Origin of the sequence: Burkholderia pseudomultivorans (assembly GCF_902499075.1) — a bacterium.
Classification (GTDB): domain Bacteria; phylum Pseudomonadota; class Gammaproteobacteria; order Burkholderiales; family Burkholderiaceae; genus Burkholderia; species Burkholderia pseudomultivorans.
On the sequence record NZ_CABVPP010000003.1, the window covers coordinates 54,763 to 69,999 of the forward strand.

Genomic DNA, 15,237 nt, shown 5'->3' on the forward strand with positions numbered 1-15,237 from the left:
CGCTTACGCATCGGCGTCGCGCCATTCGTCGCCTTGCAGCTCGGCGTTTGCAAACGCGACCAGCGCGTCGTAGTGGCGGTCGCGGTCCGCGTCGAACAGCCGGCTCGCGATGCCGCGCGCCAGCCGTTCGGCGCCTGCGCTGATCGCGGGAATGTCGCCGGACAGCTTGCCGTGGCTCAGGCTCGCCGCATGGTTGAAGCAATGGATGCGCGTCACGGCCGGGCACGCGCCGGGTTCGCGCTCCCGGAACGCGAATGCGGGGCCGAGGTCGGGCGACTCGGCCAGCTCGTCGAGCCAGGTATCGGGCGCGGGGCGATAGCGATCCTTCCAGCGCCGCACGTGCGCACCGAACGCCGCGAATTCCGCGCGCGTCGTCCAGTCCGAATGGAAACCCGTCGCGAAGATCAGGAAGTCGACGACGTAGCGGCCGCGCGGCGTCGTGACTTCGAGCCCGTCCGCGTGCTCGGCAAGCGTCTCGATCGGGCTGCCCGCATGAAAGACAGCCTGCGCGTGGCGCGACACGCGCAGCACGCTGTCGCGCGGCGGCGGCGTCTGCGATGTCAGCGCGTAGTGCATGAAGCGCCACTTGCTGGCATCGTCGAGGTCGGCGTAGCCGTGCACGAGGCCCGGGCTGCCAATGCCGGTCAGCTTGTTGATGCGCGGAATGTCCGTGCGGCGGAAGAACAGGTCGACGCGTGCGGCGCCCGCTTCGAGCGCGGTGCCCGCGTTGTCGAATGCGGACGCGCCGGCGCCGACGACGCCTACGCGCTTGCCGGCCAGCGCCGCGAAGTCGATCGGCTCCGACGAGTGTGCCCAGCGCGTGCGCGGCGCGCGTCGCGCGACGGGCGGCACGTACGGGCCGCCGAGCCCGTCGCGGCCGGTGGCGAGCACGACGTGGCGCGCGAGCAGCGTCTGCGCGTGGCCGTGCGTGTCGAGATCGAGCGCGAGCAGGCCGTCGTCGCGCGGGCGCAGCGCGACGAGCGTCGTGTCGTTGCGTACGTTCAGGTCGAGCACGCGCCGATACCAGCGCAGATAGTCCATCCATTGCGTGCGCGGAATCTTGTAGAGCGCGTCCCATGCGTCGCGACCGTATTGCGCTTCGAACCAGGCGCGGAACGTCAGCGCGGGCAGCCCGAGCGCGGGGCCCGCAAGCTGCTTCGGCGAGCGCAGCGTGTCCATCCGCGCGAACGTGACCCACGGGCCTTCGTAGCCGGCCGGCGCGCGGTCGATCACGCACTGGTTGTCGATGCCGAGCAGCCGCAGTTCGGCGCTGGCCGCGAGCCCCGCCATTCCGCCGCCGACGATCGCAACGTCGAGTACGCGCTCGCCGTCGACATCGCGCGGCGGCACCCACGACGGTGCGGGCAGGTCGAGCCAGCGCAGGTCCTCGGCGAGCCGCGATTCGAGTGCGTCGAGTGAGGTCGTCATGCGAATTGTTCGTCCTTCGTTTCGTTGTTCGAAAAGGTGCGGAAAGCCGTCATGCGGAAACCTCCTGGCGCGGCCGGCGCGCCCGCGTGCGCGGGCGGTCGCCGCGCAGCAGCGCGTCGTGTGCGGACGCATCGTGAAAGATCGCATCGTCGAACAGCGCGCGCGTCGTGCGATGCAACGCGTCGAGCAGCGCATCGACGGCCGCCGTGCGCATCTTGCCGGCCGGCGTCGCGACGCCGAACGCGAATGGAATGTCGACGTCGAGCGGCCGCGCGACGACGCCGTCCACCGGCAGCGCGACGCCCGTCGCCGGATCGACGATGCCGATCCCGACGCCGGCGCGCGCGGCCATCACCGCGTTGAGCGATGCATTGGTCTCGATGAATACGCGCGGCTCGACGCGCGCGGCGGCGAATGCCGCGTCGATCCGCTGGCGCAATCGATGGCGGTTCGCGACGGTCACGATGCGGCGTCGCGCGAGATCGCGCAGCGCGATGCGCGGCTGCGCCGCGAGCGGATCGCCGGCGGCCAGCACCGCGACGCAGGGCGTCTGCGCAATCCAGTGCACGTCGAGCCCGCCGTGCGCCATCGGCAGCGTGACGACGCCGACGTCCGCCGTGCCGGCCAGCACTTCGTGCACGACGTGTTCGGCCGATTCGCTGCGCAGCTGGTAGTGCGGTGCGTGCGTGTCGTCGTGCAGCGCGGCGAGCGCGGCCGGCACGATCGTGGCCGCGAGCGCGGGCGTCGCGGCGATGCGCACGGGTTGAGCGGTTTCGCTGCCGATCGCACGGGCGCGTGCGTCGATCGCGCGCAGACCGATCAGCGAGCGCTCGACTTCCTCGTAAAGCAGGAACGCACGCCGCGTCGGCGTGACGCGCGGGCCGTGACGGTCGAACAGCGCATAGCCGAGATCGGCCTCGAGCTCCTGGATCTGCCGCGTGACGGCGGGCTGCGAACGGCCGAGCAGTTCGCCCGCGCCGGTCACGCTGCCGGCCGACATAACGGCGGAAAAGGCCTCGAGTTGATGCAGCTCCATGACGCGTTCCGATGATGCGATTTGCGCATTGTAGGAGCGCGAGCATGCGCAATTCTTATAATGATTTTTGCTATCGACAGCGCGAAAACTGCGAAGGACGCGCGCGTCGTCATTGCCGGCTATGCGCGCATGCGCATCTCGCACGTGCACCGCAGGACCGGAAACGGCAATCGAATCAACACGATGGGCGCGCCTCGTCGCGGCCGCGCGATGCCGGATGCGAAAGTGGCCGTCGACGCGCGCGATGCGCTACGCGCGCGCCGCGATATCGATATGCGCAAAACTTCGTTGGATCGTCCGGACCCCGATGGTTTCATGCCCTCACTCTTTTCGACTGACTGACGTTGGGGGATGCATGAACGTTTCGGGGAACGACGCGCGCGGCGCATGGCGGCGCGTGCTGGGCACGGTGGCGGCGCTCGCGGCCGCATGGGGCTTGTCGACGGGCGCCGCGCTCGCCGCGGGCGTATCGGGCGAGCCGGTCGTCGTCGGCGTGAGCGGGCCGCTCACGGGACAGGACGCGCAATACGGCGAGCAGTGGAAGCGCGGCTTCGACCTCGCACTCGATGAAATCAACGGCAGCGGCGGCATACACGGCCGGCCGCTCGCGATCGACTTCCAGGACAGCCGCAGCGATCCGCGCCAGGCGGTGGCGATCGCGCAGAAGTTCGTCGCCGATCCGCGCGTGGTGATCGAGCTCGGCGACTTTTCGAGCGCGACGTCGATGGCCGCGTCGCCGATCTATCAGCGCGGACAGTTGATCCAGTTCGGCTTCACGAACTCGCACCCGGACTTCACGAAGGGCGGCGACTATCTGTGGAGCACGGCGCTGAGCCAGGCCGAGGAACAGCCGCTGCTCGCGCGCTACGCGGTGAAGGAACTCGGCTTCAAACGGATCGCGGTGCTGTACCTGAACACCGACTGGGGCCGCACCAGCAAGGACATCTTCGCGAAGGCGGCGGCGGCGCTCGGCGCGCAGGTCGTCGCGGCCGAAGGCTATCAACCGGCCGAAAAGGATTTCCGCTCGACGCTCGTGCGGATCGGCGAGTCGAAGCCCGACTCGATCGTGCTGATCTCGTATTACGCGGACGGCGCGCAGATCGTGCGGCAGGCGCGCACGTCGGGCATCGCGCTGCCGATCGCGGCGGTCGGTTCCGTGTATTCGCCGAAGTTCCTCGAACTGGGCGGCACGGCCGTCGAAGGCGTCTACACCGAATCGAACTTCTTCCCGGCCGAACCGCGCCCCGAGGTGCAGGCGTTCGTGCAGCGCTATCGCGCGAAATTCCACGCCGATCCCGACTCGTTCGTCGCGCGCGCATACGACGCGCTGATCCTGTCGGCCGAGGTGCTGCGTCGCTACGGCACGACCCGCCAGGCGGCGCACGACGGCTTCGCGAAGATCAGCGACGTGCCGAGCGTGATCTTCGGCAAGGTGCGTTTCGATCCGCAGACGCGCCGCGTCGCGGGCGCGCGCACCGTGTATCTCGTCGTGAAGCAGGGCCGCTGGGCGTTGTGGGACGGCGCCAGGCCGCAGCTCGCGGCGCGCTGAAGAACCGTACCGGACGAATCGCGATGGCATCCTGGCTCGACTACACGCTCAACGGCCTCATCGTCGGCAATATCTACGCGCTGCTCGCCGTCGGGCTCGCGCTGATCTTCGGCGTGTCGCATCTGATCAACTTCGCGCACGGCTCGGTCTATATGGTCGGCGCGTTCATCGGCTGGCTGTGCCTGACGCGCTTCGGGTTGCCGCTGCCGGTCGCGCTCGCGGCGGTGGTCGTCGGCTGCGGTGCGCTTGGCGTCGCGATCGAACGGATCGGGCTGCGGCCGTTGCGTCATGCGGCGCGCATCGCACCGCTGCTCGCGACGATCGGCATCAGCTTCATCCTCGACCAGCTCGCGCAGCTCGCGTTCGGCGCGGACCCGCGCGCGGTGCCGACGCCGCTGCCCGACTGGCATCTGCGGCTCGGCGGCGCCACGCTCGGGTCGCTCGATCTGCTGATCGCCGGCATTGGCATCGCGGCGGCCGCGCTGCTGTACGGCTTCCTGCGCTTCACGCGGCTCGGCTGGGCCGTGCGCGCGACGGCGCAGGATCGCGACGCGGCGCTGCAGATGGGCGTCGACGTCGACCGCGTGAACCAGACGGTGTTCGCGATCGCATGCGCGCTCGGCGGCGTGAGCGGGCTGCTGGTCGGCATGTACTACAACAGCATCGATCCGGCGATGGGCTTCCAGGCGACGCTGAAAGGCGTCGTCGCGCTGCTGATCGGCGGGCTCGGCAACGTGCCGGGCGCGATCGCGGGGAGCCTGCTGCTCGGGCTCGTCGAAAGCTACGGCGTCGCGCTGTTCGGCACGAGCTATCGCGACCTGTTCGCGTTCGGGCTGCTGATCGTGTTCCTGGTCTGGCGGCCGAACGGCTTGTTCAGCGCGAACCGCGCGCTGCCGCCCGAGCCGATGACGGGCACCTTCCTCGCGGCCGCGAAAGCGCTGCGCGTGCCGCGCCCGGCGATCGTCGCGCTGGTCGTGTTCGCGGCCGTGCTGCCCTGGCTCGGCGCATCGCCATACGTGCTGCAGACGCTGACCAACGCGTGGCTGTACGGCCTGCTCGCACTGAGCCTCACGCTCGTCGCCGGCACGGTCGGGCAGATCTCGCTCGGCCATGCGGCGCTGCTCGTGATCGGCGCGTATGCATCGGCGCTGCTGTCGTCGGATCTCGGCTGGTCGCCGGCCGTGACGATCCCGTGCGCGGGCGCGATCACGGCCGTGCTCGGCACGCTGCTCGTCTATCCGGCGTTCCGGCTGCGCGGCCACTACGTGTCGATCGCGACGCTCGGCATCGGCGAAGTGGTGAGCCTCGTGATCCTGAACTGGGACGGCCTCACGCGCGGCCCGCTCGGCATCACCGGCATCGCGCCGCTGCCGTGGGCGTCGACCGCGCAGGCGGCGTACTGGTTCACGTTCGCGGTGCTCGTCGCGTTCGCGCTCGTGCAGGTGCGGCTGCTGCGTTCGCATCTGGGCCGCACGCTGCGCGCGGTGCGCGAGGACGACGTCGCCGCGCGCGCGCACGGGATCGCACCGAATCGCTACAAGGCGATCGCGTTCGCGGTCGGCGGTGTCGCGGCGGGCGTGAGCGGCGGCATTGCCGCGCACCTGTACAGCTACATCAATCACCAGACCTTCGATTCGCAGGTGTCGATCCTCGCGCTGACGATGGTGATCCTCGGCGGGCTCGGCAACGTGCTCGGCGGCATTGCGGGCGCGCTCGCGCTGATCGGCCTGCCCGAACTGTTCCGCTGGGCGGCCGACTACCGGATGCTGATCTACGGTCTCGTGCTGCTGCTGCTCGTCCGGTTCCGGCCGCAGGGCCTGCTCGGCACGGTGTAAGGAGGAATGCGATGACCACCACCCGCCGCACCTTGCTCGACGTGCAGGGGCTAACGCGTCGCTTCGACGGCGTGACCGCGCTCGACGGCGCGAGCCTGACGCTTGCCGAAGGCGAACTGCTGAGCGTGATCGGGCCGAACGGCGCGGGCAAGTCGACGCTGTTCAACCTGATCGCGGGCGCGGACCGGCCCGATGCCGGGCGCGTGACGTTCGACGGCCGCGACATCACGGGCGCGGCGCCCGAGCGGCTCGCCGCGCTCGGACTGGCGCGCACGTTCCAGCACGGCCGCGTGTTCGGCAACCTGAGCGTGCTCGACAACGTGCTGATCGGCGCGCATGCGCGGCTGCGCGCGGCGCGGCCGGGCTGGCCCGTATTGGGCGCGGCGGCCGAAGTGCTGCGCGCGCTGCTGCGTCCCGCGTCGGTGCGGCGCGAGGAAGCGGCGCTGCGCGACGAGGCGCGCGAGATCGTCGCCGGGTTCGGCGAGCGGCTCACGCCGCGCATCGATCATCCGGCGCACAGCCTGTCGTACGCGAACCGGCGGCGCGTCGAGATCGGCCGCGCGCTCGCGCTGCATCCGCGCCTGCTGCTGCTCGACGAGCCGACGGCCGGGATGAACGAGACCGAGACCGCGGAGATGCTGGAGCTGATCCGCTCGCTGAAGGCGCGCGGCCTGACGATCCTGCTGATCGAGCACAAGCTCGAACTCGTGATGCGCGTGTCCGACCGCGTGATGGTGCTCGACAACGGCGTGAAGATCGCCGAAGGCGCGCCGCGCGACGTGCGTCACGATCCGCGCGTGATCGAAGCCTATCTCGGCCGCCGCCACGCGGGCGGCGCACCGGCCGATCGCGCGGCGCAGGCGGCCGCATGAGCACGCTTTATTCGGAATCCGATACGACCATGACCGATGCGTTGCTGAAGCTGGAACACCTCGACACGTTCTACGGACCGGTGCAGGTGCATTTCGACGTGAACTTCGAAGTCGGCCGCGGGCAGATCGTCAGCCTGCTCGGCGGCAACGCGAGCGGCAAGTCGACGACGATGAAGCTGATCCTCGGGCTGATGCGGCCGCGCCGCGGCGTGGTGCGCTTCGACGGCGACGACGTGACGGGCCTCGCGACGCCGCAGCGCGTGCGGCGCGGCATCGCGGCCGTGCCGGAGGCGCGGCGGCTGTTCGGCGACATGAGCGTGCGCGAGAACCTGCTGATGGGCGCATACACGCGCGGCGACCGCGCGGCGGTCGCCGACGACTACGAACGCGTGCTCGATCTGTTTCCGCGCGTGCGAGAGCGGCTCGCGCAGCGCGCCGGCACGCTGTCGGGCGGCGAGCAGCAGATGCTCGCGATGGCGCGCGCGCTGATGGCGCGGCCGAAGCTGATCTGCATGGACGAGCCGACGATGGGGCTGTCGCCGCTCTACGTCGACAAGGTGCTCGAGCTGATCGACGCGATCAACCGGCAGGGCGTGACGGTGTTCATGGTCGAGCAGAACGCGAGCCTCGCGCTGGAGATCGCGCATTACGGATACGTGCTGCAGACCGGGCGCGTCGTGCTCGAAGGCGCGGCGAAGACGCTGCTCGGCGACGAGCGCGTGCGCGATGCGTATCTGGGCGGGGAAGCGGTGGCTGCGTGAGTGCGGCGACAGCGTGCAACGCGCGACGATCGAGCGTCGTCGATTCGTGGGCAGACGCTTAGCCGGCCGCCGCCGCTCGCGGAAACGTCAGCACGACCGCAAACCCGCCCGCATCCGGAAACGCGAACTCGATGCGCCCGCCGTGCGCCTTCATCACTTCCTGCACGATCGCGAGCCCGAGGCCCGAGCCGGTGCGGCGCTCGGTGCCGTCCGGCGCGATCCGCACGAACGGCTGCAACGCCGCGTCCCAATGCTCGCGCGGAATGCCTCGTCCGTTGTCGGCGACGGTCAGCGTCACCGTGCCTTCTCCGCTCGCGACCGACACGACGATATCGTCCGCATGACCGTGCAGCAGCGCGTTGTGCAGCACGTTCGACAGCGCTTCCTGCAGGCTGATCGCGTCGCCGTCGATCCACGCGTGCGGCGCGTCGCTCGCGAACGCGACGGCGACGTCGCGCTCGCCCGCGAGCGGGATCGTGCGGCCGAGCACTTCCTTCGCGAGCGCGGCGAGATCGACCGGCTGCAGCGGCACGACCTCGGTGCGGTGGATCACCATCGCGTGATTGAGCAACTGACCGGTGAGCCGGCCGACGTCCGCACTGGTCGCGCGCAGCGCATCGAGCCGCGCCGCGTGGCGCGCGGGATCGGCCTCGCCGTCGAGCAGTTCGATCTGCGCGTCGAGCCGCGCGAGCGGCGTGCGCATCTGGTGCGCGGCGTCGGCGATGAAGCGCTGCATCGCGTTGATCCGTTCCGCGAGGCGGTGCATCAGCCCGTTGATCGCACCGATGATCGCGTCGATCTCGCTCGGCGTATCGACCGCGACGGGCCGCAGGTCGGCCGGGTCGCGCGCCGCGATGATCGTGCCGATCTGCGCGAGCGGGCGCAGCCCGCGCCGGATCGCGAGGCCGCTCGCGCCGATCGCGAGCACGCTCATCAGCAGGATCAGCGTCCAGACCTTGAAGCTCATGTCGTTCGTCAGTTGTTGCCGCGCATGCGTGGTTTGCGCGACGGTGACGAGCGCCCAGCCGGGCACGCGCTCCTCGGGCATGTAGCGCGCGATGCTCGCGGTGCGGACCGCATGCCCCTGGTAGCGCGCGTTCGCGAACGCGGGGCCCTGCTTCGCGGCGGCGAGCGTCGCGGGGCTCGCGAGGTCGTTGTAGCCGGCCACGACGATGCCGCGCGAATCGACGACCTTGTAGTAGACGAGGTCGTAGCGCGACAGCGTCGACAGCGCGGCTACCGGCGGGTTCAGCGCGAGCACGCCGCCCTGCACGTAGAGGTTCTCGGCGACCTGGATCGCGGCGCCGGCGAGCAGCTGGTCGTATGCGCGTTCGGCCGCGACGCCCGCGTAGTAGCGTGCGATGCCGGCCAGCGCGAACGCGCCGGTCGCGACGACGAACGCGACGAACAGCAGCGTGCGTCCGAACAGCGTCTTCGGGAACCAGTCAAAGCGCCGCAATCTGATACCCCATCCCGCGCGCGGTGCGGATCTCGACCGAGCTGCCCGACAGCTTGCGGCGCACGCGCGTCACGTATTGCTCGACCGCGTTCGCGGTCGGCTCGTTGCCGAAGCTGAACAGCTGGTTCAGCAGCTCCTCCTTCGAGAAGATCCGCTGCGGCCGGCTGGCCAGGATTTCGAGCAGCGCGAACTCCTGGCGCGACAGCGACAGCGGCTGGCCGTCGAGTTCCGCGAGCCGGCTGCTGCGGTCGATCACGAGGCCGCCGAGCGTCAGCACGTCGTTCGCGTGCCCGCTGTTGCGACGCAGCAGCGCCTGCACGCGCGCGTCGAGTTCGCGATAGTCGAACGGCTTCACCAGATAGTCGTCGGCACCGAGGCCGAGGCCGCTCACGCGGTCGTCGATCGCCGAGCGCGCGGTGAGAAGCAGCACGGGCGTCGTGCTGCCCGACGCGCGCAGGTTGCGCAGCACCGCGAAGCCGTCGAGGCCGGGCAGCATCACGTCGAGCACGACGAGGTCGAAGCGCTCGACGCGCAGCAGTCCATTCGCGGTCGTGCCGTCGGTTTCGAGATCGACCGCGTGCCCGAGTCGCGCGAGGCGGCTGCGGACCGCCGCGCCGATTTCGGCATCGTCTTCAACGACGAGAATGCGCATGGTGCCGTTCTGCAGAGAAGAGGGTTTAGGGGTTTTCCCGAGGCCGGGATGTCAGCATTTTCTCAGACTCGGTCGATAACCTGTGTCGGGCCGGAGAAGGCGACCAAATCCAATAGCCAAGGAGACGACGACATGCAGCAGGTCACGGGCGCGACGAACGCGCGGCGCAGCGCGATGCGGGCCGGCGTGCGCCCGCGTCGCACCGCCTGCCGCATGCCGTGCGCCGGATGCGGCCGGGAGGCATGCGCATGACGACGTCGCTGCGCCGCCGCGCGTTGGTCGCGGCCGGGCTCGGCGCGCTGGCCGCGCCGTCGCTGGTGCGCGCGAAGCCGCGCACGGTGCGGATCTCGAAAGGCTATGGCGTGCTGTACCTGCCGCTGCTCGTGATGGAGAAGCAGCGCCTGTTCGAACGACATGCGGCGCGGCACGGCGTGCGCGACGTCGCGGTCGACTGGGTGCTGCTCGATGGCGGCAACTCGGTCAACGACGCGATGATGGCCGGCACGCTCGATTTCGCGGCCGCCGGCGCGCCGGGCTTCATCGAGCTGTGGGCGCGGGCGCGCGGCATTCCGAACGTCGAGGTGATCGGCATCAGCGGGTTGTCGACCACGTCGCTGTCGCTGAACGCGAACCGTCCGGGCCTCGCGACGCTGCGCGACTTCACGCCGTCCGACCGGATCGCGGTGCCGGGCATCCGCACGTCGCTGTCGGCGGTCGTGCTGCAGATGGTCGCGAGCCGGCAACTCGGCCCCGCGCATTTCGCGCAACTCGATTCGATCACCGTAAACCTGCCGCATCCGCAGGCGATGCAGGCGCTGATCCGCCGCGAGAACGGCGTGACCGCGCACTTCACGTCGCCGCCGTTCTCGACGCTCGAGCTGCGGCAGCCGGGGATTCATCGCGTCGTCCGTTCCGTCGACGTGCTCGGCCCGCTGACGCTCGACGTCGTGTTCGCGCCGAAGCGGCTCGTCGATGCGCAGCCCGCGCTCGCGGCCGCGTTTCTCGGGGCGCTCGACGAAGCGAACCGCCTGATCGCGCAGGATCCGCGCGCGGCGGCCGCGCTGTACGCGGCGTCGTCCGGCGTCGGCGTGTCGCACGACGACGTGATGCAGATGCTGGCCGCGCCGGAAACGCGTTTCTCGGTGCGCCCGAACCAGTTGATGGACTACGTCGACTTCCTGTATCTGGCCGGCACGATCAAGGCGAAGCCGCGCGCCTGGCACGAGATGTTCGCGCCGATGCTCGACGACTACCGGTCGGGCTGAACGCCGGCGACATCATTCATCCGCGCGCGGCGTCAGGCGCGCGGCACACATCCGATCTATCCGCAACCGATTCACGAGGAGCATGCAGTGAGCGCCACCGAAACCCTGGACCCCGCGTCCGCCGAAGAACAGCGCATCATGTCGAAGATGGCGCGGCGCCTGATGCCGATCCTCGTCGTGATGTTCCTGATCGCATTCATCGATCGGCAGAACGTCGGCTTCGCGAAGCTGCAGATGGTGCACAGTCTCGGGATGACGGAGGCCGCGTTCGGGCTGGCGTCGTCGCTGTTCTTCATCGGCTACCTGCTGTTCGAGGTGCCGAGCACGCTCGCGCTGCATCGCTACGGCGCGCGCGTCTGGCTCGCGCGGATCATGCTGACGTGGGGACTCATCACTGTGCTGATGGGCTTCACGACGTCGATGCCCGCGTTCTGCGCGCTGCGCTTCGTGCTCGGCATCGCCGAGGCCGGGTTCTATCCGGGCGTCATCTATTACCTGACGCTGTGGTTTCCGCAGAGCTATCGCGCGAAGGTGCTCGGCATCTTCACGCTGGGCAGCGCGCTCGCGAACATGCTCGGCTCGCTGGTCGGCGGTGCGCTGCTGAGCCTGAACGGCGTGTGGGGCCTTGCGGGCTGGCAATGGGTGTTCGTCGCGACCGGCATTCCGGCCGTGATCGTCGCGATCGTCGTGTTCCGCGTGCTGCCGGCCTCGCTGCGCGACGCGCGTTTTCTCGATGCGCGCGAGAAGCAGATCGTCGCGGCCGCGCTCGAACGCGAGAAGCCTGCACAGGCCGAGCATGCGCAGCCGTGGAAGGCGCTGCTCGATCCGCGCGTGATGCTGTTCGCGGCGACCTACATGCTGATGTCGACGTCGCTGTACGGCGTCACGTACTGGCTGCCGACGCTCGTGAAGTCGTTCGGCGTGTCGAGCAGCGTCAACGGGTTCCTGAGCATGCTGCCGTGGGCGCTCGCGGTGCTGCTGCTGTCGTGGCTGCCGGCGAAGCTGCGCCGCGCGAAGAGCATCCTGCGCACGATCGCGATCGTCGCGGCGCTCGGCGCGCTCGGCTTCCTGCTGAGCCTCGTGCTGCCTTCGACGCCGCTGCGCTTCGTCGCGCTCGTGCTCGGCGGCGCGTGCATTCCGCTGCTGTATCCGTGTTTCTGGTCGATGCCGCCGCGCTACTTCACGGGCGCGCGGGCAGCCGCGAGCGTTGCGGCGATCAATTCGATCGGCAATCTCGGCGGCTTCTTCAGCCAGAACCTGATGCCGTTCGCGGGCAAGGTGACGGGCACCGCGTTCGGGCCGATGATCGTGCCGATCGTGTGTCTGGCGCTGCTCGGAATCGGCGCGCTGGTCGCATGGACGCGCTCGGAACGCGCGCTGGCGACCGCGCAGGCGTGACGGGGCGGGAGGTCGCCGCCTATCGGTTCGCCGACGACCTGCCGCCTTCGGCGCCGGCGACCGCGACCTGCGCGGACGCCAGCGGAATCTCGACCTCGACCGTCGTTCCCTTGCCGAGCACGGCTTCGATCGTCAAGGTGCCGCCCACCAGATACGCGCGTTCGCGCAAGCCGACCAGCCCGAACGACCCCGACTTGCGCGGCGCGCCGAGATCGAAGCCTGCGCCGTCGTCGCGGATCGTCAGCGCGATTGTGCCGTCGCCGCGCACGAGCGTCACCTCCGCACGCGACGCGGCCGCGTGCCGCGCCACGTTCGCGAGCGCCTCCTGCGCGATGCGGAACACGGTCGTCGCATACGGTTCGTCGAGCTGCAGTTCGGGCGGCGTCACGTGCAGCTTGCAGCCGATCCCGTGCCGGTGCCGGAAATCCTCGACCAGCCACTGCATTGCCGCCGCGAACCCGAGATCGTCGAGCATCAGCGGACGCAGATCCGACGCGATGCGGCGCGTCGCGGCAACCGCGCCGCGCGCGAGCGCATGCATGGCCGCGATCTTGCGTGCGAGCGACGCATCGTCCTGCGGCACGCGATCGAGCAGCCATTCGAGATCGTTCTTCAGCGTCGCGAGCGTCTGCGCGAGTTCGTCGTGCAGTTCGCGCGCGATGCGGCGCTGCTCGGCCTCGCGTGCGCTCGCGCTGATCGCGGCGATCTCGCGCAGTTCCTCGCGCGACGCCTGCAGCGCCCGCTGCGCACGCACGCGCTCGCCGACTTCGCGCCGCAGGTCGCGGTTCGACGCGCTCAACTGTGCGGTGCGCGCGGCGACGCGCTGCTCGAGGCGTTCGTTCGCATCGTTCAGTTGCGCGCTTTTCTGTACCACGAGCTGATGCTGGTAGCGCGCGCCCGCCAGCGCGCGCACCGTCTGCGCATGCAGGCGGCCGTTTTCGAACAGCAGCGCGAACAGCACGACGCCCGACGCGACGAGGCCGTAGGTGCGTCCCGCATAGAAGCCGAGGTCGAAGCGCCCGTGATTCAGCATCGACGACAGCGCGAGATCGAACAGCCACGCGACGAGCACCGTCATCACCCACAAGTCGAGCACGGAATGACGGCGGCGCTGTCGCCACATCAGCACGAGCGCGAACAGGTTCAGCATCCAGACGACGGTGATCGCGTTCGACATCGTCGCGGTCATCCGGTTGCCGCGCATGATGCGCGGCAACAGGTCGTGGCCCAGGGTCGCGAGCAACGCGAGCGCGACGGTCGCGGCCGCCGCCGCGGCGATGCACAGCATCACCGGAATCACCGCGCGGCGCGGCGCCGGCACGGGGCGCGGGCGCGGCGCCGCGCGCAGCAGCGTGTAGGCGGCGACGGTCAGCGGAAAGCCGCCGTGCCAGAACAGATAGAGCCACGCGGTCGTCTGTTCGCCGGCGCCGAGCAGGCCCGTCGGCGCGAACAGCCCGGGAAAGGTCAGCATGTGCGTGCCGGCCATGAAGCCCGTAAACAGATAACCGCCCGCGAGCGCGACGAGCGCCTTCTCGCGCAGGATCGCGTACTGGCCGAGCAGCAGGCCGGCCGTCACCATGTCGTTGACGACGATCGCCGACTGATACACGGGAATGAAGGCAAACACCGGCGCGAGCGGCCTGCCGGCGAACGGCGCGAGCGCGACGAACAGCGCGGCCGAGATCAGCACGGTAACGATCGCGACGCGCCGTTCGCGTCGTCCGGGCGGCAGCGACGACATGAACAGGCGCGAACCGTCCGGATCGTCGTCGTCGACGGAAGCGGGAGGGAAGGAGGGCGCGTGCGTCATGCGTCGTCGATGCCGAGGTCGAGGTCGTGCCGCACCGCGTAGCGGATCAGCGCGGCTTCGTGCGGCAGTTCCATCTTCTCGAGAATCCGCATCTTGTACGTGCTGACCGTCTTCGCGCTCAGGTCGAGCGCGGATGCGATCTGCGTGACGGTCTGGCCCGCGACGATGCGGCGCATCACGTCGAGTTCGCGCGCAGACAAGCGCTCGTGCGGCAGCGTCTCGGCCGGCGTGCGCAGCGTGCGCGCGAGGCTCTCGGCCGCCGACGGGCTCACGTAGACGCCGCCGGCGGCCACCTTGCCGACGGCTTCGACCAGTTCGGCCGTCGCGCTGTCCTTCGTCAGGTAGCCAGTCGCTCCGGCCTTGAACGCGCGCGCCGCGTACTGCGCCTCCGCGTGCATCGTCAGCACGAGCGTGCGCAGCGACGGTGCGTGGGTCTTGACCAGCCGGATCAGCTCGATGCCGGTCGGGGCCGGCATCGACAGGTCGAGCAGCAGCACGTCGGCGACGCCGCGTTCGGCCAGCGCGAGCGTGGCCGCGCCGTCGCTCGCCTCGCCGACGATCTCGAAGCCGCCTGCCGTTTCCAGGATGTGACGCAGCCCGTCGCGCATGACTGCGTGGTCGTCAGCGAGAATTACCCGGATCATCTACGGTCGGTTTCCCTGTGAGACGTGTATGCGCTGCCATGCGAACGGCCGCTCGCGAGGCAACCCCAGGTTGGCAAGTTCGTGTCACGGGAGCGTCTTGACTCGTTCGCCTGACGACGTCGCGCGTCGCTTGCCCCGCTCGACCGGACGACGCTCGCCGCTGCGTGCGCTGCGAGCGGTTTCGGGCATTCGCATGTGCGTTTCATAGGTAAACAGACCCTGGCGATCCTCTTCGGGATGACACGGCGGGACGGCTGACCGGTCGCCGCCGCGACCGTTCTTCTGACCAATATATTCCGTCGATTCGAAAAACGATACACATCGAGGAAATTTTCGGGATGGCAGCGGGCGGAATGTATGCCGAAACGAAATAATCGGCAAGGGTGAATCAAGGGTATTCCCTGATACCGGCATCGATCGGCTGTCCCGGCGGCAGCGCTTGCAAGCTGCCGGGCCCAGCGCGCCGCGCGACGCGTCGCGAACCGGTCCGATTCGGGACTAAACTGGTGCCCGAAGCAACCATGCGAT

At 69.6% G+C, this 15,237-nt stretch carries 13 protein-coding genes; 7 read left to right on the plus strand and 6 right to left on the minus strand.

All coding sequences use genetic code 11. The features are described 5' to 3' along the window. Nucleotides 1-3: 3 nt before the first annotated feature. Both BST28156_RS03775 and BST28156_RS03780 read right to left on the minus strand, forming a co-directional pair. Nucleotides 4-1,428, minus strand: coding sequence for an NAD(P)-binding domain-containing protein (locus BST28156_RS03775; RefSeq protein ID WP_174901524.1), 1,425 nt, complete (start codon nucleotides 1,426-1,428; stop codon nucleotides 4-6). A gap of 49 nt (nucleotides 1,429-1,477) precedes the next feature. Further along, complete coding sequence (locus BST28156_RS03780; protein WP_174901525.1) at nucleotides 1,478-2,464, minus strand: LysR family transcriptional regulator; 987 nt, start codon at nucleotides 2,462-2,464, stop codon at nucleotides 1,478-1,480. Nucleotides 2,465-2,524: 60 nt separating this feature from the next. Between BST28156_RS03780 and BST28156_RS03785 the strand changes: the two genes are divergently transcribed. Genes BST28156_RS03785 through BST28156_RS03805 form a run of 5 tightly spaced genes read left to right on the plus strand, consistent with a single transcriptional unit; the run spans nucleotide 2,525 to nucleotide 7,481 of the window. Continuing rightward, nucleotides 2,525-2,806 carry a hypothetical protein gene (locus BST28156_RS03785; protein WP_174901526.1) on the plus strand — a complete coding sequence of 94 codons (282 nt, stop codon included), beginning with the start codon at nucleotides 2,525-2,527 and terminating at the stop codon, nucleotides 2,804-2,806. Between the two features lie 13 nt (nucleotides 2,807-2,819). Continuing rightward, nucleotides 2,820-4,013: an ABC transporter substrate-binding protein gene (locus tag BST28156_RS03790; protein ID WP_060300076.1), complete on the plus strand. Its 1,194-nt coding sequence runs from the start codon at nucleotides 2,820-2,822 to the stop codon at nucleotides 4,011-4,013. A 23-nt stretch (nucleotides 4,014-4,036) separates the two neighbouring features. Then, a complete protein-coding gene (locus BST28156_RS03795) occupies nucleotides 4,037-5,848 on the plus strand; it encodes an ABC transporter permease (RefSeq protein WP_060247607.1) in 1,812 nt (603 codons plus the stop codon). An 11-nt stretch (nucleotides 5,849-5,859) separates the two neighbouring features. Then, nucleotides 5,860-6,720 carry an ABC transporter ATP-binding protein gene (locus tag BST28156_RS03800; RefSeq protein ID WP_174901527.1) on the plus strand — a complete coding sequence of 287 codons (861 nt, stop codon included), beginning with the start codon at nucleotides 5,860-5,862 and terminating at the stop codon, nucleotides 6,718-6,720. Continuing rightward, entirely contained in the window at nucleotides 6,717-7,481 is a 765-nt protein-coding gene (locus tag BST28156_RS03805) for an ABC transporter ATP-binding protein (RefSeq protein ID WP_174901528.1), read from the plus strand. Before BST28156_RS03800 ends, BST28156_RS03805 begins: the two co-directional genes overlap by 4 nt. 58 nt (nucleotides 7,482-7,539) lie before the next feature. On the opposite strand, the gene BST28156_RS03810 is transcribed toward BST28156_RS03805, so the two are convergent. Next, nucleotides 7,540-8,940, minus strand: coding sequence for a sensor histidine kinase (locus BST28156_RS03810; RefSeq protein WP_174901529.1), 1,401 nt, complete (start codon nucleotides 8,938-8,940; stop codon nucleotides 7,540-7,542). Next, nucleotides 8,927-9,592, minus strand: coding sequence for a response regulator transcription factor (locus BST28156_RS03815; RefSeq protein WP_040130416.1), 666 nt, complete (start codon nucleotides 9,590-9,592; stop codon nucleotides 8,927-8,929). The genes BST28156_RS03810 and BST28156_RS03815 overlap by 14 nt, the downstream gene beginning before the upstream one ends. A 248-nt stretch (nucleotides 9,593-9,840) precedes the next feature. Between BST28156_RS03815 and BST28156_RS03820 the strand changes: the two genes are divergently transcribed. Together BST28156_RS03820 and BST28156_RS03825 are read left to right on the plus strand one after the other, a co-directional pair. Further along, nucleotides 9,841-10,857 carry an ABC transporter substrate-binding protein gene (locus BST28156_RS03820; protein ID WP_174901530.1) on the plus strand — a complete coding sequence of 339 codons (1,017 nt, stop codon included), beginning with the start codon at nucleotides 9,841-9,843 and terminating at the stop codon, nucleotides 10,855-10,857. Between the two features lie 87 nt (nucleotides 10,858-10,944). Then, nucleotides 10,945-12,255, plus strand: a complete 1,311-nt coding sequence (locus BST28156_RS03825; RefSeq protein WP_060247604.1) for an MFS transporter — start codon at nucleotides 10,945-10,947, stop codon at nucleotides 12,253-12,255. A 19-nt stretch (nucleotides 12,256-12,274) separates the two neighbouring features. On the opposite strand, the gene BST28156_RS03830 is transcribed toward BST28156_RS03825, so the two are convergent. Together BST28156_RS03830 and BST28156_RS03835 are read right to left on the minus strand one after the other, a co-directional pair. Beyond that, nucleotides 12,275-14,065: a sensor histidine kinase gene (locus BST28156_RS03830; protein WP_174901531.1), complete on the minus strand. Its 1,791-nt coding sequence runs from the start codon at nucleotides 14,063-14,065 to the stop codon at nucleotides 12,275-12,277. Then, a complete protein-coding gene (locus tag BST28156_RS03835; RefSeq protein ID WP_060247478.1) occupies nucleotides 14,062-14,709 on the minus strand; it encodes a response regulator in 648 nt (215 codons plus the stop codon). The genes BST28156_RS03830 and BST28156_RS03835 overlap by 4 nt, the downstream gene beginning before the upstream one ends. Nucleotides 14,710-15,237 lie beyond the last annotated feature (528 nt).